The organism is Rhodococcus qingshengii JCM 15477, assembly GCF_023221595.1.
Lineage (GTDB): Bacteria > Actinomycetota > Actinomycetes > Mycobacteriales > Mycobacteriaceae > Rhodococcus_F > Rhodococcus_F qingshengii.
In genome coordinates, this window is record NZ_CP096563.1 from 1,525,512 (window position 1) to 1,545,284 (window position 19,773).

The 19,773-nt window shown below is 62.9% G+C and carries 21 protein-coding genes; 10 read left to right on the plus strand and 11 right to left on the minus strand.

Translation table 11 applies throughout. From position 1 onward, the window contains the following. Positions 1-65 precede the first annotated feature (65 nt). Positions 66-920, minus strand: coding sequence for an Rv0361 family membrane protein (locus tag M0639_RS07010; RefSeq protein ID WP_064074652.1), 855 nt, complete (start codon positions 918-920; stop codon positions 66-68). Between the two features lie 125 nt (positions 921-1,045). On the opposite strand from M0639_RS07010, the gene M0639_RS07015 reads away from it, so the two are divergent. From M0639_RS07015 to M0639_RS07025, 3 genes are all read left to right on the plus strand, one after another. Further along, on the plus strand, positions 1,046-1,462 hold the full coding sequence (locus M0639_RS07015; RefSeq protein WP_007726781.1) for a DUF3151 domain-containing protein: 417 nt from the start codon (positions 1,046-1,048) through the stop codon (positions 1,460-1,462). Beyond that, a complete protein-coding gene (locus M0639_RS07020) occupies positions 1,449-2,594 on the plus strand; it encodes an FUSC family protein (RefSeq protein ID WP_019749453.1) in 1,146 nt (381 codons plus the stop codon). The genes M0639_RS07015 and M0639_RS07020 overlap by 14 nt, the downstream gene beginning before the upstream one ends. A gap of 91 nt (positions 2,595-2,685) precedes the next feature. Next, positions 2,686-3,615, plus strand: coding sequence for a cation diffusion facilitator family transporter (locus M0639_RS07025; RefSeq protein ID WP_007726784.1), 930 nt, complete (start codon positions 2,686-2,688; stop codon positions 3,613-3,615). Here the strand turns inward: M0639_RS07025 and M0639_RS07030 are convergent. Then, positions 3,605-4,069 (minus strand): pyridoxamine 5'-phosphate oxidase family protein, encoded by a 465-nt coding sequence (locus M0639_RS07030; protein WP_054800940.1) that lies wholly within the window; start codon positions 4,067-4,069, stop codon positions 3,605-3,607. The genes M0639_RS07025 and M0639_RS07030 overlap by 11 nt on opposite strands. 64 nt (positions 4,070-4,133) lie before the next feature. On the opposite strand from M0639_RS07030, the gene M0639_RS07035 reads away from it, so the two are divergent. Next, entirely contained in the window at positions 4,134-5,087 is a 954-nt protein-coding gene (locus M0639_RS07035) for a helix-turn-helix transcriptional regulator (protein WP_064074653.1), read from the plus strand. Here the strand turns inward: M0639_RS07035 and M0639_RS07040 are convergent. After that, positions 5,084-6,025, minus strand: a complete 942-nt coding sequence (locus M0639_RS07040) for a DUF808 domain-containing protein (RefSeq protein ID WP_007726787.1) — start codon at positions 6,023-6,025, stop codon at positions 5,084-5,086. The genes M0639_RS07035 and M0639_RS07040 overlap by 4 nt on opposite strands. 240 nt (positions 6,026-6,265) lie before the next feature. Between M0639_RS07040 and M0639_RS07045 the strand changes: the two genes are divergently transcribed. Further along, positions 6,266-6,922, plus strand: a complete 657-nt coding sequence (locus M0639_RS07045; RefSeq protein WP_042452162.1) for a class I SAM-dependent methyltransferase — start codon at positions 6,266-6,268, stop codon at positions 6,920-6,922. 28 nt (positions 6,923-6,950) lie between these two features. Here M0639_RS07045 and M0639_RS07050 read toward each other — a convergent pair whose 3' ends face one another. Further along, complete coding sequence (locus M0639_RS07050) at positions 6,951-8,120, minus strand: thiolase family protein (RefSeq protein ID WP_042452159.1); 1,170 nt, start codon at positions 8,118-8,120, stop codon at positions 6,951-6,953. Next, positions 8,117-9,532 (minus strand): MFS transporter, encoded by a 1,416-nt coding sequence (locus tag M0639_RS07055; RefSeq protein WP_064074654.1) that lies wholly within the window; start codon positions 9,530-9,532, stop codon positions 8,117-8,119. The genes M0639_RS07050 and M0639_RS07055 overlap by 4 nt, the downstream gene beginning before the upstream one ends. A 58-nt stretch (positions 9,533-9,590) precedes the next feature. Here M0639_RS07055 and M0639_RS07060 point away from each other — a divergent pair, with 58 nt between their 5' ends. Further along, on the plus strand, positions 9,591-10,088 hold the full coding sequence (locus M0639_RS07060) for a winged helix-turn-helix transcriptional regulator (RefSeq protein ID WP_064074681.1): 498 nt from the start codon (positions 9,591-9,593) through the stop codon (positions 10,086-10,088). Between the two features lie 92 nt (positions 10,089-10,180). Beyond that, the gene (locus tag M0639_RS07065) at positions 10,181-11,419 is read left to right on the plus strand and encodes an HNH endonuclease signature motif containing protein (protein ID WP_064074655.1); all 1,239 of its coding nucleotides are present in this window, start codon (positions 10,181-10,183) and stop codon (positions 11,417-11,419) included. A 100-nt stretch (positions 11,420-11,519) separates the two neighbouring features. On the opposite strand, the gene M0639_RS07070 is transcribed toward M0639_RS07065, so the two are convergent. The 3 genes from M0639_RS07070 to M0639_RS07080 all read right to left on the minus strand — a co-directional run bounded on the left by M0639_RS07070 (position 11,520) and on the right by M0639_RS07080 (position 13,520). Continuing rightward, entirely contained in the window at positions 11,520-12,008 is a 489-nt protein-coding gene (locus M0639_RS07070) for a GNAT family N-acetyltransferase (RefSeq protein WP_007726792.1), read from the minus strand. Positions 12,009-12,078: 70 nt separating this feature from the next. After that, positions 12,079-12,849: a site-2 protease family protein gene (locus M0639_RS07075; RefSeq protein ID WP_003944319.1), complete on the minus strand. Its 771-nt coding sequence runs from the start codon at positions 12,847-12,849 to the stop codon at positions 12,079-12,081. After that, entirely contained in the window at positions 12,846-13,520 is a 675-nt protein-coding gene (locus M0639_RS07080) for a hypothetical protein (protein ID WP_080961056.1), read from the minus strand. Before M0639_RS07080 ends, M0639_RS07075 begins: the two co-directional genes overlap by 4 nt. Positions 13,521-13,803: 283 nt before the next feature. Here M0639_RS07080 and M0639_RS07085 point away from each other — a divergent pair, with 283 nt between their 5' ends. Further along, the gene (locus M0639_RS07085) at positions 13,804-15,093 is read left to right on the plus strand and encodes an adenylosuccinate synthase (RefSeq protein ID WP_003944351.1); all 1,290 of its coding nucleotides are present in this window, start codon (positions 13,804-13,806) and stop codon (positions 15,091-15,093) included. A gap of 52 nt (positions 15,094-15,145) precedes the next feature. Here the strand turns inward: M0639_RS07085 and M0639_RS07090 are convergent, their stop codons facing one another. Together M0639_RS07090 and M0639_RS07095 are read right to left on the minus strand one after the other, a co-directional pair. After that, positions 15,146-15,616: a 5' nucleotidase, NT5C type gene (locus tag M0639_RS07090; protein ID WP_054781778.1), complete on the minus strand. Its 471-nt coding sequence runs from the start codon at positions 15,614-15,616 to the stop codon at positions 15,146-15,148. A 45-nt stretch (positions 15,617-15,661) separates the two neighbouring features. After that, positions 15,662-15,892, minus strand: coding sequence for a hypothetical protein (locus M0639_RS07095; RefSeq protein WP_003944349.1), 231 nt, complete (start codon positions 15,890-15,892; stop codon positions 15,662-15,664). A 61-nt stretch (positions 15,893-15,953) separates the two neighbouring features. Here M0639_RS07095 and yczR point away from each other — a divergent pair, with 61 nt between their 5' ends. Together yczR and M0639_RS07105 are read left to right on the plus strand one after the other, a co-directional pair. Further along, the gene (yczR, locus tag M0639_RS07100; RefSeq protein WP_064074656.1) at positions 15,954-17,429 is read left to right on the plus strand and encodes a MocR-like transcription factor YczR; all 1,476 of its coding nucleotides are present in this window, start codon (positions 15,954-15,956) and stop codon (positions 17,427-17,429) included. A 47-nt stretch (positions 17,430-17,476) separates the two neighbouring features. Then, entirely contained in the window at positions 17,477-18,580 is a 1,104-nt protein-coding gene (locus M0639_RS07105) for a class I SAM-dependent methyltransferase (protein WP_064074657.1), read from the plus strand. Positions 18,581-18,640: 60 nt separating this feature from the next. Here M0639_RS07105 and M0639_RS07110 read toward each other — a convergent pair whose 3' ends face one another. Beyond that, on the minus strand, positions 18,641-19,741 hold the full coding sequence (locus M0639_RS07110; protein WP_042924245.1) for a CaiB/BaiF CoA transferase family protein: 1,101 nt from the start codon (positions 19,739-19,741) through the stop codon (positions 18,641-18,643). Positions 19,742-19,773: the final 32 nt, after the last annotated feature.

Genomic DNA, 19,773 nt, shown 5'->3' on the forward strand with positions numbered 1-19,773 from the left:
GCGCTTCACAGAACAAAATGCGCGCCGGCGAAATTCTCGCCGGCGCGCATTTTCTGTTCAGGTACCTACTTGCTGGGATCGCAGACCTTCCACGTGCCGTCCTGGCGCTCGAGGTCGAACGTGCGCCACGACTGCTCGCCCGTGCTCGGCAAACTCGCCTGGACCTGAGCGATCGCGGTGTCGTCGGTGATGCGCACCGCGTCGACGGCTCCGACCTGCGGGATCGTCTTCTGAGCGACGGCATTGTCGTGGACCTGAGCGAACGCTGCGTCGGGAATGGTGCGGTAGTACTCGCCCAACGCCCCACAGGTCGACGTTCGCAGCGTTGCCAGATCGCCGGTCTGCAGAGCGTCGACATACGTCGAGATGGCGGTCTGGACCTGAGCTTCGGGTGAGCTTTCACCGCTACCGCTGTTGGACGAGACGAATACGGCGACGCCGATCGCCGCGAGGACGGCGACGCCGGCCGCTGCTGCCGCGATGTACCAGCCCTTGCCGCTGCGCTTGGTCTTCTCCGGCGCGGCGGGCTCGATGCGAGTCGGCATCGGCTGAGCCGGCGGTGGGGTCGCTGCGACACCCACACGTTGAGGCGCGGCGCGCTGCGGTGGTTGAGGCGCGGCGCGCTGCGGTGGTGGTGGGGTCGGAGCCTGCCGGGGTGGTGGTGTCGGCTGCGTGGCTTTCGGAATCGCGACGGTGGCAGGCTCCGGCTTGGGCCGGGGTGTCGGTGCTGCTGTGGTTGCCTGAGTTGCCTTGGGGATCGCGACGGTTGGTGCGCTGGCAGTTTTGGCGTCGCCGTCCGCTTTCGAGGCCTTGTCTGTCTTCTGGATCGCCACAGTCGCAGGTTCGGTCGGGGCCGACTTCTCGGGCGCACCCTTCGGTGCTGCGCTCTTTTTCGAGTTGTCGTCTTTCGAGTCCGGCACGGGTAACCCTTCGGTCTTATGCAGCAATGACCATGTCAGGGTAACGACCGGTATGTAGCCTGCATAACTCCGACCGTCGGCGAGGCGGTCCTGTGGCAGAAAGGCGTAGCGGGCACAATGAGCGCATGACCCAATTCGGTGACCTGCTCGGACCCAAGCCCACTCTGCTTCCCGGCGACGACGACGCGGAATCGGCACTGCTCAACCACGCTGAACCGGCCCAGGTAGCGGCCGACCACCCCACTGCCTCCATTGCGTGGGCCTACCTGGCCGAGGCTGCCCTGGACAAGGGCGAAACCATCACGGCCTACGCCTACGCGCGTACCGGATACCACCGCGGACTCGACCAACTGCGTCGCAACGGTTGGAAGGGTTTCGGTCCCGTGCCCTACAGCCATGAACCGAACCGTGGTTTCCTGCGTTGCGTCGCAGTCCTGGCCAAGGCCGCGAAGACGATCGGTGAAGCCGACGAGTACGCGCGTTGCCTCGATCTGCTCGAAGACTGCGATCCCAACGCCGCCGAAGCGCTTGGCCTCGGTTAGCAGTTTCCGTCCGAGCCGGGCCGGCATCAAGGACCGGGCTCGCAAATCGGTGCGTCGGCTTCAGACGTCGGCGCTACCGATCATTCAATGTGCCTTGGCGGCCGGATTGGCGTGGTGGGTTGCCACCACGGTGATCGGGCACCACGCGCCGTTCTTCGCGCCGATTGCCGCTGTGGTCTCGCTCGGTCTGTCGTTGGGTGCACGACTACGACGCTCGTTCGAGTTGGTTGCGGGAGTCACGGTCGGTATCGGAATCGGTGATCTGATCATCTCCGGTATCGGGAGCGGACCGTGGCAGATCAGTTTGGTTGTCGTGCTGGCGATGTCCGTCGCGGTGCTTCTCAACAGCGGGCCGATCTTCTCCATGCAGGCGGGAAACTCGGCTGTGCTGGTGGCGACGCTGATCCCGCCGGGCGGCAGCGGCGGTCCCGATCGCATGATCGATGCCCTTGTCGGTGGTCTGGTGGGTATCGCGGTGGTCGCGATCATCCCCACCCACCCGGTACGACGCGCGCGCAAGGATGCTGCATCGATCCTCGGAACAGCTTCCGAGGTACTGCAATTGGTGGCAGACGGCCTCGTCGCGAATGACCCGGACCCGATCGTCAAGGCACTGCAGAAGGCGCGCGCAACTCAGGGTGCCATCGACGGGTTGCGCAGTAACCTTCTCGGCGGTCGCGAGATCAGTCGAATCTCCCCGCTGTACTGGAACAGTCGGCCTCGCCTCGAAAGGCTCATGGCGACAGCCGATCCCATCGACAACGCGATGCGCAACATTCGAGTGCTCGCGCGTCGTTCGTTGACGTTGGTCAGGGACGACGAGATCCTCGATCCGCGTCTGGTGGCTCAGGTCGAGCGCTTGTCGAAAGCCGTCGAAGTTCTCAAGGACATGATCCTGGCGGAGCCGGGGGAGCAGCCTGATCAGGCCGAAGCAGCGCGCGTCCTGCGCTCGGTCGCGAAGGAACTGAAACCGGCGATAGTGGAGAACGCGGGCTTGTCCTCGACGGTGGTGTTCGCCCAGATTCGATCGCTGGTCGTCGACCTGTTGCAGGTCGCGGGCATGAAGCGAATCTCGTCGATCGCCACTCTGCCGCCCACCGTGCCTCATCCCGCCTACGAGCCGGATCACTGACCTCTGCCGTTTCCCGCTCACTGAGCAACTCATTGTATGTATGCGAATGTATGCATATGCTCTGAGAAGGACTTGGGAGGGAACAGGACAAATGGGAGCAGGGCACGGTCATTCACATGGCCACTCGGCAGCAGATTCGGTCGGCGTAGGACCGTCACCGCAACGCATCAGAAAAATGGCGATCGCGCTTGCGATCCTCGTTGCGTTCCTCGTACTCGAGGCCACGGTCGGTATCCTGATCAACTCGTTGGCTCTGCTTGCCGACGCCGGTCACATGCTCACAGACGTGGTGGGTATGGCCATGGGACTGACGGCGCTGCTGCTCGCGAAGAGGGGCAGCACCACCGCGGCCAGGACCTTCGGTTGGCACCGCGCCGAAGTGCTGACCGCCATGGCCAATGCGGTGATGCTGCTGGCCGTCGCCGCCTGGGTCTTCTACGAGGCAATCGGCCGCATCGGTAACGAACCCGAGATCCCGGGCGGCGCCCTGATCATCACGGCGGCTGCCGGATTGGCCGCGAACATCGTCGTGATGCTGATGCTGCGCGGCGATTCCAAGGACAGCCTGGCCGTGCGTGGCGCCTACCTCGAGGTGCTTGCCGACGCCGTCGGTAGCGTCGGCGTTCTGATCGCCGGTGGCCTTGTCCTGCTGTTCAACTGGACGTGGGCAGACGTCGTCGTCGGTGTTCTCATCTCGCTGTGGGTGGTGCCGCGTGCGATCAAACTGGCCGCAGCATCGCTGCGCATTCTGACGCAGGCTTCGCCGGCCGACGTCGACGTCGAAGCGGTCGAGGCCGACCTGGCGGCGCTGCCGAGCGTGATGGGTGTTCACGACCTACACGTCTGGACGCTCACCACCGGCATGGATGTCGCGACAGTCCACCTGACCAGTGACGCGAATTCGTCGAACGTTCTGGAATCCGCGCGCACCGTCCTCGAGAGTCACGGTCTTTCCCACGCCACCGTTCAGGTGGAATCGTGTGCCAACGGCGAGCACTGCGAGAAGAACGTCACTTGGTGAAGCGGGTGATCTCCTTGCCCGGCTTCCAGAGATCGACATACATGTGTTCGTCGTCGACGGTCGTGTGCACCACCTCGTCGATGTCGAGGACAAAGAGGTGCAGAGGCTTCGGAACTTCGTAGGTGTAGCTTGCGAGCACGGCTTCGAACTCGTCGCCGGTCACCTCGCGTGCGAGTCCGGCGATCTTCGCGTCACCGCCCTCCATGGTGTGCTCGCCGGGATTGCTGTGGAGGGCGTAGCGCCCGTCACGGATGAGATCCTTCGCCTTGAGTGCGCCGAACATCGAACCGAGCACCAGACGCCCGTCGAGGATTTCGACTTCGGTGCCGCTGACCCGTGGTGAGCCGTCCTTGCGCAGCGTTGCGAGGACGTGATGCTTGTGGGCTTTGAACCGCGCTAGGACCGCGTCGGCAAGAGCGGGTACTTCTTCGGAGAACTGCTTCCAGGTGACCATGACGGTCATTGTGCACCCCTATTCCTGACAACTTCTGTCAGTGATTCTCGGTAATGTTCGGTCCATGAGATCCGCGCGGTTACTCCAACTCATGCTGCGTTTGCAGGGGAGTCGCGGCGTCGTCGCCGAGCAGTTGGCCGACGAGTTCGGTGTGTCAGTGCGGACGATCTACCGCGACGTGGCCTCGTTGTCGGCTGCCGGTGTGCCGATCTGGACCGAGAGCGGCCCCGGTGGTGGCATCCGTCTGCTCGACGGTTGGCAATCCAAGTTGTCCGGCATGACGGACGACGAGACGTCCGCACTCATGCTGTTGGGTGTGCCGTCCATCGCTGCAGATCTCGGACGATCAGACGCCGTCGGTTCGGCGGGCGCCAAACTGCTCCGCTCCCTGCCCGGTCCGCTGCGCGAGAGCGCACGGTTGTGGCAGGACCGCATTCTCGTGGACGTTCCGGGTTGGTTCGGCGGCGTCGACGACATCTCTGCGCTTCCGATCGTCACATCCGCTGTGCTGGACTCGCGTCGACTGCGCTTCGCCTATCGCGATCGCGAGCGGACGGTCGATCCGCTGGGTCTGGTCATCAAAGCCGGTGTTTGGTATCTGGTGGCGGGGATGAACGGTCGAACGCTGTCGTTTCGAGTCGGGCGCATCAAAAATGCCGTGGTAGAAGATGATTCGTTCACTCGGCCGGTGGATTTCGACCTGCCGTCGTGGTGGGCGGCGTCGATGGCCGAGTTCGACCGGTCGCTGCTTCGCTTCGAGTGTCGCGTGCGATTGACACCAGAGGGCAGGCGCCGGCTCCCCGATGTGGTGGGCGAGCTTGCCGCTGCAGTCGAAGTGGGGCCAGAGGACAACGACGGATGGGTCAGTGCCGAGCTGAAACTCGAGAGCGAAGCTGTCGCGCTCTCGCAGCTGATCGGGCTGGGAGCCGACGTCGAGGTGCTCGAACCCTCGTCTTTGCGTGACGGGATACGCACCGTGGCGGAGCAGATGGTGCTCCGCCACGGGCACGACAGCTAAGCCGTCGCAGAACGCTTTGCGAGCATGCGGGTGATACCCAGTTGAGCGGCGACGATAACGGCGCCAACCACCAGGCCCAGTGCTGCCGAGGCAAGTGTGTTGACGATCCACGCCAGCACGCCACCGACTCCGGCGATGTCACTGACTGCTTCTTCGCCGTGATGAACGGCGTCGTAGAGCGGGTGGAAGCCCAGTTCGTCGATGCCGACCAACAGGATGTGGCCACCGACCCACAACATCGCGGCGGTTCCCACGACCGAGAGCACTGACATCACGTGAGGCATGCCGCGAACGAGGCCTCGGCCGACCTTGTGGGTGAAGCCAGACGACGTCTCGGCGATCTTCAATCCGATGTCGTCCATCTTCACGATCAGTCCGACGACGCCGTAGACGACCACGGTGATGACGACCGCCACGACGGCAAGGATCACCAATCGGCTCCAGAAGCCTTCGCCTGCGATGGTGTTGAGTGCGATCACCATGATCTCGGCGGACAGGATCAGGTCGGTGCGGACGGCGCCCGAAACCACTGCTTCTTCGTCGCGAGGATGCTCGTCAGCGGCCTCGTGGTGGTCACCGTGGCCGAAGATTGCACCCCAGATCTTGTGAACCGCTTCGTAGCTGAGGTAACAGCCGCCGACCATCAACAGTGGCGTCAGCAGCCAGGGGAGGAACTGACTCAGCAGCAGAGCGATCGGAAGGATGATCAGCAGCTTGTTGCGCAACGATCCGATGGCGATGCGCTTGATGATGGGCAACTCGCGTTCGGCTGCGAGCCCACGGACGTACTGCGGCGTGACGGCTGCGTCGTCGATGACGACGCCGGCCGCTTTGGCGGTCGCCTTACCGGTTGCGGCGGCAACGTCGTCGATCGAGGCGGCAGCCATACGAGCCAGGGCTGCGACGTCGTCGAGCAGGGCGAAGAGTCCGCCGGCCATCACAGACCTCCAGTGGAATCAGTGGAAAAAGGTGGCCGGACCGAACCGGTGACGCAGTTACTTGATCGCACGAGGTCTCTATCCATGATCGTCGTAGGTGAGGTCAGGTCACCTGGAACGATACCGGGGGCATCCGTCAGGGACGACCTCGCGAGGTCGGTTGCCCTTCGTCACGAAAGGTCTTCCCGACCCGGTGCCCGCGTGTAAGACTGCACAGAAGATCGATCGAAACGGGGCACTATGCGTGAACCAGACACTGCACAGGTCGCCAAGACTTTCGACGCAATGGCGGCGCACTACGACCGACAGATCGGGCGCTTCGAACGCTTTGTGCTCGGTGACGCCCGGAAATGGGCCGTGGACCAGGCGCATGGCCGCGTGGTCGAGATCGCCGTGGGTACCGGACTGAACCTGCCTCTCTACGGAGACGACGTCGATTACGTCATCGGCGTGGACATCTCGACTGCGATGCTCGATCAGGCCAGGCTCAAGGTCTCCGAGGGAGTGAAGACCGAAGTCGACCTACGACTCGGAGACGTGCAAGCACTCGATGTTCCCGACGAGTGCGTGGACACGTTGGTCTCGACCTACGCCTTTTGCACGATCCCCGATCCGGACCGAGTTGCGAACGAAGCATTTCGAGTCCTGGTACCCGGTGGTCGATTCGTCCTCGCCGAGCACGGACCGAGCAAGAACGTTGTTGCTCGAACGTTGATGAAGGTCGTCGAACCGCTTTTTGTTCGGTTCGGTGCCGATCATCTCACCCGTGAACCGGTTGAATACCTCGAAAACGCCGGTTTCCTGATCGACGAGGTGCAGCGCAGCGGCCGGGGCGGAATCGTGTTTCGGGTCGTTGCGCGCAAGCCGGATCCCGAATGGACGGCACTCGGTCACTGATGTCGGAATGCCGTCCATCGGGGATTGCTCAGCCCAGGCGCTCCAGGATGGTCGCGTTGGCCAACCCACCTGCCTCACACATGGTCTGGAGTCCGTAGCGCGCGCCGCGCTGCTCCATCGCGTTGACCAGGGTGGTCATGATCCGCGTTCCGCTGCCGCCCAGTGGGTGGCCGAGCGCGATGGCGCCGCCGTGGACGTTGACCTTGGACAGGTCGACGCCGGTGTCCGCTGCCCACGAGAGGACGACGGGGGCAAAGGCCTCGTTGACCTCGAACAGATCTATGTCCGAGACCGTCAATCCCGCACGGGCCAGGACCTTCTGCGTAGCCGGGATGACCGCGGTGAGCATGTAGAGTGGATCGTCGCCGGCAACTGCGAAGCTGTGCAATCGTGCCTTCGGGGTGAGGCCGAGTTTCGCGGCGATCTCACTGGTCGTGATCATCACCGCCGAACTGCCGTCCGAAAGCGGGCTGCTGTTGCCCGCGGTGATGGACCAGTCGATCTGTGGGAATCGCTGTGCGTAGTAGTCGGATTCGAAGGCGGTCCGTAGGCCGGCCAGGGTCTCGACCGTGGTGCCGGGGCGGATGGCCTCGTCGACCGACAGCTGCGGGAGCGTGGCGAGTTCCTTGGTGAAGTAACCACTCTCGGTTGCCAGCGCGGCTTTCCGATGGCTCGACGCCGAGAACTCGTCGAGTTGGGTGCGGCTCAGTCCCCACTTGGCAGCGATCAATTCGGCGCTGATGCCCTGCGGTACCAGACCGTCCGGATAGCGCTCTTCGAAACCCACGCCGAGTGATTCGCGCCCGATGCTGCTCGAGCCCATAGGGACTCGGCTCATCGACTCGACTCCGGCAGCGACAACGATGTCGTACGCACCGGCAATGACGCCCTGAGCGGCAAAATGAACTGCTTGTTGGCTACTTCCACACTGTCGGTCGACGGTGGTTCCCGGTACCGACTCAGGGTAGCCTGCGGCGAGAAGGGCAGTGCGAGTGACATTCTGGCTCTGTTCACCGACTTGGCTTACCGCTCCACCGATGACGTCGTCGATCAGAGCTGCATCGATTCCAGTGCGTTCGACTACCGCCTTGAGGCTGTGGGCGAGGAGGTCGACGGCGTTGATGCCGTGCAGGGCGCCGTTCGCCTTTCCCTTGCCGATCGGAGTGCGAACGGCTTCGACGATAACTGCGTCTCTCATGACAAATTCCTTTCAGGGATGGCGGATTCAACAGGGACAACCGGGGTGGGTGTGGTCGCAGGTGTCATTCCCAGTGATGTCAGGGCAGACACAAGCGCGACGGCAAAGATCACCCACCAGGCCTGGCGGAAGGTGTCGTAGTCGACAGCAGAGCCGAGAACCGCGATCAGAACGCTCACGCCGAGAACGGTTCCGATCTGTCGGCTCATGCTGACGATTGCGCTACCGGTGGCCGATCTGGCAGGTGCCAGATCCGCCGTGGCCTGCGACAGAATGGTCGGCAGGGCAAGACCGACACCGATCCCGGCGATGATCCAGCCTGGTAGGAGTCCGGTCGCGTAGTTGGGCGTCGTATCAACCGAGACGAGAACGAGTACGGTTCCGACTGCCCACAGAAGGCTGCCGAGTGCGGCGACGCGTCCCGCCGAGTACCTGCGCGTCAGCGATCCGCCGGCGATGGCGAACAGCGGAACGAGAAGCGGACCCGGTGAGACGGCGAAACCGGTTCGCAGAGCGGAGTATCCCCAGGCTTCCTGGAGCCACAGGATGTTCGAGAGAAGACCCGCGGCGAATGCTGCGCTGAACAGGATGGCGGTGACGTTGGACCAGGCAAACGAGCGGATCTTCAGAAGATCCGGAGCAATCAACGGAGTCCGGTGACGAGAGTTGCTCCACCAGAACGAGAGTAGTGTCACGGCAGCCACGGCGAAGGCGATCAGAACGCGATTGTCGGTCCATCCCCAGTCCGGACCCTGGACGAGTGCCAGGGCGAGAGAGCCGATTCCGACGGTGAGGAGGGCAGCGCCGACGAAGTCGATACCGGCATCGGGATCCTTGTGTGTTGTATCCGGTACGAGTCGGACTGCGAAGTAGAGCAACACGATGCCCACTGGAACATTGATCAGGAAGACCCAGCGCCACGAGGCCTCTACGAGGATGCCGCCCACGACAGGGCCGAATGCAGCTGCTGCAGCGCCGGCGGCTGCCCAGATGCGAACGCCGGATTGACGTTTCGCGGCGGGAAGCGCATTGATCAGAAGCCCGAGGCTGGCCGGGGTGAGCGCTGCGGCGCCGACTGCCTGGACGATACGGAAGACCACCAGTGCCCACAAGGACGGGCTGAAGGCACAGGCGGCGCTGGCGAGGGTGAACAGTGCGAGGCCGGCGATGAAGGCGCGCTTGTGCCCGATCCTGTCCGCCCAGCGTCCGAGGGGTATCAACAGTGCGGCGTAGACGATCGCGTAGCTGTTGAGGATCCAACTGAACTCGCCGAGCGAGTGACCCGGGTAGCTCTTGGCGATGTCGCCGAAGGCCACGTTGACCACAAAAAGATCGAGGCTGGCGACAAACGGCGCCCCCGACAGTATCGCGAGCAGGGGTCCGATCCGCACCGGCTGGCTATGAAGTTCCATAGTCAGCAATCTAGACTCTGGCTATGGTTATGGCAAGCCAGGGGGTATGGTGAATTGCATGGACGCTGTACGACTGACCGGAGTGCTCGAAGATCGCGACGCCTGGCGGGCCACGCACTGTTCGATCGGGCGGGCCATGGAAGTGGTCGGCACTCGATCCGCGATGCTCATTCTGCGAGAGGCCTATTACGGCACAACGCGTTTCGACGACTTCGCGTCGCGAGTCGGCATTACCGAGGCGGTTGCGTCGGCGAGGCTGAAAGAACTCACTGAGGCGGGACTGTTCGAGCGTGTGCCGTACAAGGAGCCTGGAAAGCGGACGCGGCACGAGTACGTGCTCACCGAGAAGGGCCGTGACCTGCTGCCGGCGGTTCTCGCGCTGATGCAGTGGGGCGACAAGTATCTGCACGGCGGAAAAGGTGGACCGTTGGAGGTGGTCGACGACGCTACTGGTGAGCGCGTTCGCGTCGAGGTGCGCAGTGAGTCGGGTCGTGAAGTGCCTTTGGGGGAGTTGCGAGTCTCTGTCAACGAATCGCGTCGGCGGTTGCGCGAATAGCGATGCATCTCAACAGCTCTCGAGTGTAGGTCTTCTTGAAGTTGTCCGGTTTGTCTCTGGTTATCGAAAGTATGTTCGATTAAACTTCGAGCATGGACAGTCGGGAAGCATGGCAACTGGATAGCGAGGACCTCAAGGGTGAGGTTCTCGATCTGGTGCGCGCCCGACACGAGTTGCAGTCGCGGATGGTGCTGCTGATCGTGGAGATGTTTTCCCGGGAAGTTCTCGGCGGGAAGGGTTTTCGGGCGATCGCGCAATGGCTGCACGGGTCGACGAATCTGGAGATCGGTGAGTGCGGCCTGCTGGTCGGGTTGGCGCGGTTGCTGATGCTCGAACCCGTGGTGGGCGATGCGTTTCACCGCGGTGACGTTGATGCGTTGAAAGCCCGTCAGGTCGCGTCGTTCTGTCAGCATCCACCCAAGAACATGACCCCGGCCGATGTGGACAAGGCCCGCGGGATCCTGCTTGGCCTGGCGTCGAAGAACATCGCCGATTGCGATGCGGTGCGGGCAGCGATCCGCCGAATCGAGAAGCAGTACGGCAAGCGCGAGGACGGCGTTCCGGTCGGCGAGGATTCGGAGCGTAACGAGTTCTACGCCTCGAAAGGCTTGTACGGGCGCGTGTCGGTGAAGGGTGATCTGGATGCGGTGAACGGGGCGCGTCTGATCACGTTGCTGTCGAGCCTGTCTGCGCCGACACCGGAGAAAGACGGCGTCAAGGACATCCGTACGCCGGCACTGCGGCGTGCGGACGGGTTCTGCGAATTGTTGCGCCGGTACGAGCGGGCGGGGTTGGGTCCGATCGAGGGCGGGGTGAAACCACACATCACCGTTACCGCGTCCGCGAAAGACATGACGGACCTCAAGGCGTTGAAGGACCTCCTGCCGTCCACTGAGGAGTTGGGGTTCGCGTGGACGGATTGGGTGGGCCCGATCAGTATCGACACCGCACGGATGCTGGCGTGCGACTGCACGATCACCCGGATCTTGTTGGACGAGAATGGTGTTCCGCTCGACTGCGGCAAAGAAGCAAGGACCGCGACGGTGCCGCAGCGCCGGGCTCTTGCGGTTCGGGATGGTGGGTGTGCGTTTCCGGGGTGCGGGACACCGTCGGGGTGGTGCGATGCCCATCATATTGTTCACTGGAACGATGGTGGCCCAACGGATCTCGACAACCTGATCTTGTTGTGCGGTCATCATCACCGGACGCTGCATCACACGGAGTGGCGGGTGGAGATCGGCCCGGATCGAAAAACAGTGTTCTATCCACCGATGTCGATCGATCCGTATCAGCAGCCGATCGGCGGGAACAGCCCACCGACAGCGGCGTGAACCGCGACAACTGAAGACGTGAGCACCGGGGCACAACCATGCCCCGGTGCTCGAGCTCGCGTTTGGGAGTCCCCGAGTTTGGGAGTTTTGTGGCAGGGCGTCAGCTCAGTGACTTCTTGAACCCGACATGGGAGGCCACAAATCCGAGTCGCTCGTAGAAGTCGTGAGCTTCCTTGCGAGTTTGATCCGAGGTGAGCTGCGCCAGAAACGCGCCGCGCCGGGCACCTTCTTCGCAGGCCCATCGGATCATCGAACTGCCGATGCCTTTACTTCGGTAGTCCTCGTGGACGCGAACAGCTTCGATCTGCAGTCGCGTGGCACCCATCCGGCTCATACCCGGAATGAAGGTCAATTGCATTGTGCCGATTACCGCGTCGCCGACCAGAACGGTGACGAGAAGTTGAGCCGGATCCTCGTCGATTCGCTTGAACGCGTCCTCGTAGATCGTTCGGGCTTCGGGGTTGGTCGTCTCCCGGGTGCTGCCGATCGGGTCGTCGGCGAGCAAGTCGATCAGTGCCTCCACGTGTCGAATCTCGGCCCGCGTGAGGGTGTACTCCACTCCGCCGGACTGAAATGACGTCGCAATCATCGATGCTCCCCTGAAGAAGAATGAATGTCTGAAATGTCAGACTCTCACGAGTCTCCTCCAGCGCACTCGATCACGTCCAAAAACGCATGAGGGCGTTACCGAGCATGGCGTAGTAGTCGGACACACCGCTCAATTCGAAGATCCAGTAGATCGCGTCGAAGAAGACGACATTGATCTGTGGGACGAACAGGAGCGCAACCAGCAGGAGCAGTCCGTACGGCTTGAACTGGTCGAGTTGGTGCCGTGTGTTGGGTGCGAGGTAGGGCTCCAGTGCGTTGTAACCGTCCAGACCCGGGACTGGGAGCAGGTTCAAAACTGTTGCCATGACCTGCAAGAAGGCCAGGAAACTGAGGCCTGCCCAGAACGTCAGATGCTCGGCCGATGAGCCGTACGTACGTATGACGACGAGGAGGATCACGGCGGCGACGGCATTCGTGAACGGACCGGCGAGCGATATTCGGGCCTGCACCTTGGGCGGGAACATCCCGGTGCGCAGGTACACGGCGCCGCCGGGAAGCCCGATGCCGCCCAATGCGATGAACAGCACCGGCAGACCGATCGAGAGCATCGGATGGCTGTACTTGAGCGGGTTGAGCGTCAGGTAGCCACGAGCCTCGACGTCGGTGTCTCCATGACGCCACGCCAGATAGGCATGCGCGAATTCGTGCAAGCAGAGCGTGACCACCCAGCCGGCAACCACGAGGACAAAAACACCCGCGCGGCCCGCGATGGAACCCCACGTCGAGTTCCAAGCGACGATTCCGGCGATGACAGTGATCGCAACGACGCCGAGGAAGACAGGGCTCGGCCGAACCGCCGACCGTGCTGCTCCGGTTCTCACCTGACCAACAACCAAGTCTTGTCGTGCCGGTAGAAGGTCGAACGCTTCAGATCGCGTGGGTTGGCCACCCCGTCGCGAACCAGTCGCGCTGCCGGCGAGCCCAGTTGAATGGCTCGGCCTTCCAGCCAGCGTCGCCCGCTCCAGCGGCTCTTGCGGTCGACTGATGCCTTGATCCCGGGGAGCTTGGGGCTCGGCACTATCCGGATGCCGGGGACTGTGCCGGAGAACAGCTTGTTGTCGTCGACGTAGGCCTCGCCGATCAGTTCGTCTGCATCCGCCGGACCCGTGACAGTTGCTGCACCTACCAGCGCGATTCCGGCGTCGTCGCGAATGAGCGGCACGGTGTGGACTGTGCCTTTCAAGGCCGTGCGCGCAGCTCGTGCACCGGTCGCGAGTTTGTACGCGTCGGTTGCGTCGGACCTGTTCTCGGTGACGTAGGCGAGTTCGACGTTGAGTCGCTCCAATCGCATCAACCGCGTCAATGCCGCGGCAAACGCGCCGTCGTTACCCACGACGATCAAGCGAGGCTCCGTCACGACCTGCAGTTGGGACAGTGCCTCGTCGAAGTCTTGCTTCTCCGGAAGTTCAGGGACAGTGAACGACGTGAGTTCACCCAGGGGGAGTGGAACCGGCGAATCGCCACATTTGAGCACCACAGGGGTCAAAGCCACTCCTAGCTCGATCAAGACTTCTTCTCGGGTAGTGGGACCTCGCCACCCTTCCCCGAAATGGCCGTCCGAATCACTGCCGACGATCTTAGTGCGAGTCTCTGTGTCGACTCGCAATCGTGATGGTCACCGGCCAAATTCTGGACCGTCAGGTCTGGTCTGATGCTCTGGGCTAGACTGCTCCTTCGGTCACTGCAACAGTTCGGCGCTGCATCATGTGCGCGGAAGCCAGGCAGTACCAATGCGGCGGGACAACTGCTGCACGTCGACCGTAGGAGACAACGTCATGCCGGCAATCGTCCTGATCGGCGCCCAGTGGGGCGACGAAGGTAAGGGCAAAGCTACAGATCTACTGGGCGAGCAGCTTCAGTGGGTCGTGCGATACCAGGGCGGTAACAACGCCGGACACACCGTGGTTCTGCCGAACGGTGACAAGTTCGCACTGCACCTCATCCCGTCCGGAATCCTCACCCCCGCCGTCAACAACGTCATCGGTAACGGTGTCGTCGTCGACCCGGGTGTGTTGTTGACCGAATTGGCAGGCCTGGAAGAGCGCGGCGTGGACACGTCCCGCCTGCTGCTTTCTGCTGATGCGCACCTGATCATGCCGTACCACGTGGCCATCGACAAGGTCACCGAACGCTTCCTGGGAGCGAAGAAGATCGGCACGACCGGCCGCGGTATCGGCCCGTGCTACCAGGACAAGATCGCCCGTGTCGGTGTCCGTGCCGCGGACGTCCTTGACGAGAAGATCCTGACCCAGAAGGTCGAAGCAGCACTCGAATTCAAGAACCAGGTGCTGGTCAAGATCTACAACCGCAAGGCACTCGACCCGCAGCAGGTCGTCGAAGAGGTACTGACGCAGGCCGAGGGTTTCAAGCACCGCATCTCGGACACGCGCCTGGAACTCAACCTCGCCCTCGAGCGCGGCGAGACCGTTCTGCTCGAAGGTTCGCAGGGCACTCTGCTTGACGTCGACCACGGCACGTACCCGTACGTGACCTCGTCCAACCCCACTTCGGGTGGTGCGGCGGTCGGTTCGGGAATCGGTCCCACCAAGATCACCACCGTGCTCGGCATCCTGAAGGCGTACACGACGCGTGTCGGTTCCGGTCCGTTCCCGACGGAGCTGTTCGACGATCACGGCGCATACCTGGCGAAGCAGGGCGGCGAGGTCGGTGTCACCACCGGACGCGCTCGTCGTACGGGATGGTTCGACGCTGTCATCGCGCGCTACGCGACGCGCGTCAACGGCATCACCGACTACTTCCTCACCAAGCTGGACGTGCTGAGCAGCCTCGACACCGTGCCGATCTGTGTCGCGTACGAGGTGGATGGTGTCCGCCACGACGAAATGCCGATGTCACAGAGCGACATTCACCACGCCAAGCCCATCTACGAAGAGATGCCCGGCTGGTGGGAAGACATCTCGGAGGCTCGCACCTTCGAGGAACTGCCGCAGAATGCGCAGAACTACGTGCTTAGGCTCGAAGAGCTTTCGGGTGCGTTCATCTCCTGCATCGGTGTCGGCCCCGGCCGCGACGAGACGATCGTCCGGCGCGAGATCGTCCGCTAGTTCGTTCCCTCGAAATCCCCGCTCATGCAAGCATGAGCGGGGATTTCGAGTTTCAAGCCAGCTTCGACAAGTGTGCGGTGACGGTCTTCCAGTCGGGAAACTCGGTGCTGCCGAACTTGATCCACTCGCCCTCGAATCGATCTGCTCCGTTTGCTCCGCGGTCGTCGACGAGGTAGTCGCCACGATTGAGGTGTTTGTGGTGCGAGAGGATCAGACGTTTGTATGCGACGCTGCCTTCCTCCATTCCGAGGTGCTCTTGTACCCACAGAACCTTGTCGTGCCAGGCTGTGGCGTTCTTCCACGGCGCTGTCGAGAGGATGTAGGTGTCGAACTGCTGTGCCAGTTGGTGGTAGGCGTCGATAGCGCCGTCGAGAGGATCCATGCGAGAGAAGATGTGCGGCGCTTCGTCGAGGTCGTTCTGGTACTTCACTCGGACGCCGTCGGTCAGGCGATCGATGCCCGACTGGAAGTTGACCAAGGTGTTGTCGAGATCGATATAGAGAATCTTTTTGGAAGCCGGCATGGGAACCCTCTCTGGAGACTTTCTGAGTGCGAAAAGAGTCCAGTTTTACGCAACTGGACTGAGATCAGTGAATTCTTCCCCCTGATCACAATCGCACGGGGGTCTGACAGCGTCGTTCTCGCGGTCTGAAGTCTTGTCGTGGAAGATGCCGCCGAGGGGTGCTGCCAGGCGAAACTGCTCCAACCGTATGTATGTACCTTCACCTTCGGCGGGCGCGAAGAAGTAGACGAGTGCCACGAAGAGTCCGATGCCGATCAGGGTTGCGAAGGTAGTCATGGACATATGATCAACTCGACTGGTATTGAGTTACATAGCCAAGTTGTCGATACTGGACTGCATGATGACTCGAGTTCTCGGTGCCCGTTCGCTTGCTCGCGATCTGGGATCCTGGCAGGAAGAGTCCGGACGCAGGCCCGCGTACCGTGCGCTTGCCGACGGTATCCGCCTGCTCGTGCACGACGGTCGCGTTCCGCTGGGAGTCGCACTGCCGAGTGAGCGTGAACTTGCGGCGGTACTCGAACTCAGTCGAACCACGATCACGTCGTCGTACTCGGTGCTGCGAGACGAGGGGTACCTGATCAGCAGGCAGGGTTCGCGAAGCACCGTGGCATTACCTGCCGGCGCGCGGCCGAACGGGTTGATGTTCCGCTCCCATCAACCCGGGCCGAGTGGACCCGTCGTCGACCTCAGTTACGCGGCGATGGCAGCTCCCGCCGCTCAGGTCGAACTGGCGTATGCGTCTGCGCTGCAGGAACTTCCGAACTTCCTTCCCACACACGGGATGGAACCGGTCGGGATCGCCGACTTGCGTGACGTGATCGCGCGGCGCTACACGGCGCGGGGTCTTCCCACCACCGCCGAACAGATCATGGTGACCTCGGGTGCGCAGCACGCGCTTCGATTGTTGCTGTCGGTGCTCACCTCACCCGGCGAGCGAGTGCTGGTCGATCATCCGACGTACCCCAATGCGCTGGAAGCGATTCGGCGAAACGGCGCTCGGCCCGTACCGGTTCCGGTCCGACCGGAGTTCGCGGCCGCCGGAGCCTGGGATCTCGACGGGATTCGTAGTGCAGCAAGGCAAACCGCTGCCAGAATGGCATACCTGATCCCCGACTTTCACAACCCGACCGGCCTCTGCATGGACTCTTCCGGCCGCGCCGAGCTTGCGAAGATTGCGCACGAAACGCGAATGACTCTGGTCGTCGACGAGACGATGGTGGATCTGTGGCTCGACGCACCACCGCCGGCGCCGGTCGCCTCACATGGGCGAGGCGCAGCGAAAACCGAAGTGGTGACGCTCGGTTCGACCGCGAAGTCGCTGTGGGGCGGGCTACGTGTCGGTTGGATTCGCGCCGATGCCGCGCTCATCACCCAGTTGGTGGGGGCGCGTGCCGCGGTCGACCTCGGTACTCCCGTCATGGATCAGTTGGCAGCCGCCTACTTGCTCGCCGACGACCGCTCGTTGCTCGAACAGCGTCGCGAAGTTCTGCGAGAACAGCGTGCGGTACTCCTCGGGGCGGTGGCCGAGCATCTGCCGGACTGGCGTCCCACCATCGGTTCCGGCGGAATGTCGGTCTGGATGCGAATGTCCGCGCCCGTCTCGACGGCGTTGGCGGCGGTGGCACCCAACTTCGGCGTACTCCTTGCCGCCGGCCCCCGTTTCGGCGTAGAAGGTGCGTTCGAACGATTCATCCGCGTGCCGTACGCACGTTCTCCCGAGGACCTCATTCGCGGCGTTGCATCCATCGCCGCTGCGTACGACACTCTCGCGACGGATCGCGACACGGCAGACCAACGAATGGTCGTCGTCTGAGAACTGGGTACACACCCTGAAAGTGGTGTGAAACCAGGAGGTAGGGCATGACGGCGGTAGACGGTACAGGCGCAGCGGGAACCAGTGCGGCGGAAGCGCTCGCAGAACGATTGTTCGCGGCCACGCTCGGGGCATCGGAGCTGCAGGCCGTGTATCTGGGCGACCGGTTGGGCTGGTACCGCGCGCTGAGCGATCACGGCCCGCTCACGTCGACGGAGCTGGCGGACCGGACAGGGACCGTCGAAAGATATGCGCGGGAGTGGCTCGAGCAGCAGGCCGTCGCCGGTTATGTGGACGTCAATTCGGATGCCGATCGCCGGTACAGCCTGCCGCAGGCCCACGCCGATGTTCTGGTCGACGACGAGAACCTACTTTTCCTGGCGCCGCTGGCGAGGCTGTTCGTCGCGACGACGTCGTCGATGCCACGTCTACTCGACGCTTATCGTCACGGTGGGGGAGTCACGTGGGAATCGATGGGCCCCGATGCTCGCGAGGGTCAGGCGCTACTGAATCGGCCGATGTATCTCCGTCAGCTCTGTCAGCAGTTTCTGCCGGTAGTCACCGACCTGCACGCCACACTTTCGGACGGCGGGCAGGTCGCTGATCTCGGGATGGGGGAGGGCTGGTCGTCGATCGCGCTCGCCCTCGGATACCCGAAGATCGAAGTGCACGGCTTCGACGTCGACGCGGCGTCGGTGAACGCTGCCCGTCGTAACGCTCATGATCGGGGGGTGGACGACCGCGTGCATTTCTCGTTGGTCGACGTCGCCGGACAGGCTCCTGAGGCCGGGCGAGCCGATGCCGGGACCTACGACGCCGTCTTCGCTTTCGAGTGCCTTCACGACGTTCCGGATCCGGTGGGTTTTCTTTCCACGGCTCGGGCGATTGCCCAGCCGGGCGCTCCGGTGATCGTGATGGACGAACGAACGGCGGATGAGTTCGATCCCGAGGCGGGTCCGATCGAGCAATTGCTGTACGGATTTTCGCTGACCTGCTGCCTACCGGACAGTCTTTCGCATCCGGGAAGCATTGCCACCGGGACGGTGATGAGGCACTCGACACTCGAAAGCTATGCCAAGGCGGCAGGTTTCGAGCGGGTGGACGTGCTGCCGATCGAGCACGAGATGTTCAGGTTCTACAGGTTGGGCTGACGCCCCGTGCGCCTTTTTGGTTGCAGTAACTACCAAAAAGGCGCACAGGGGCCGAAGGCCCTAGGTCCAGACCGTATCGATATCCGTCGCCTCACGCGCCGGCGCAGCAGGCGTAGTAGTGGGCGTGCGCGAGAAGCGCGGTGCGGGTGCATGCTGGGTGACGCCGTCCAGTTCGATGAGCGAACCGCGAGCCGCGATGTGTTCGTTGGACGGAGCCTCGGCGAAAGTCAGGACAGGGGAGACGCAGGCGTCGGTGCCGAGGAAGATCTTGGCCCACTCGTCGCGAGTCTTGGACAGGAACTTTTCGGTGAAGAGCTTCTTCATGTCGTCCCACTTGGACGTGTCCATCTGGTGAGGGAGCGTCGCGGGATCGAGTTCGAGGCCCTCGAGCAGCAATGCGTAGAACTGGGGTTCGATGGATCCGACGGCCATGTACTTGCCGTCGGAGGTCTCGTAGGTGTCGTAGAACGGAGCGCCGGTGTCGAGGAGATTGACGCCGCGCTCGTCGGACCAGACGCCGCGACCGCGGAATGCCCACATCATGTGGGAGAGCGCGAGGGTTCCGTCGACCATTGCCGCGTCGACGACCTGGCCCTTACCGGACGTCGAGCGCTCGACGAGAGCCGACAGAATGCCGAAGATCAGGAACATGGAACCGCCGCCGAAATCGCCGACCATGTTGAGCGGCGGGACGGGACGTTCGCCCTTGCGTCCGATGGCGTTGAGGACACCGGTCAGTGAGATGTAATTGATGTCGTGACCGGCGGCGTTGGCGAGCGGTCCTTCCTGTCCCCAGCCCGTCATACGGGCGTAGACGAGGCGCGGATTGCGCTCCGAGACCACGTCGGGTCCGAGTCCCATGCGTTCCATGACGCCGGGGCGGAAACCCTCGATGAGGACGTCGGCGCGGCCCAGGAGATCGAGCACTTTCGCGACGTCGGCCGGGTCCTTTAGGTTGGCCTCGACGATGCGGCGGCCGCGCTTGATCTGGTCGGTTGCGTTCGAGTCCTGCGGAATCTGCCCTGCGCGCTGCACGATGACGATGTCGGCGCCCATGTCCGCCAACAGTGTCGCGGCGTGCGGGCCCGGTCCCAATCCAGCGAATTCCACGATCCGAATGCCCGCGAGCGGGCCCTTCTTCTCCACAGCTTCTGCAGACACACGCACTCCCAATTCAGACGGTGACAACACTT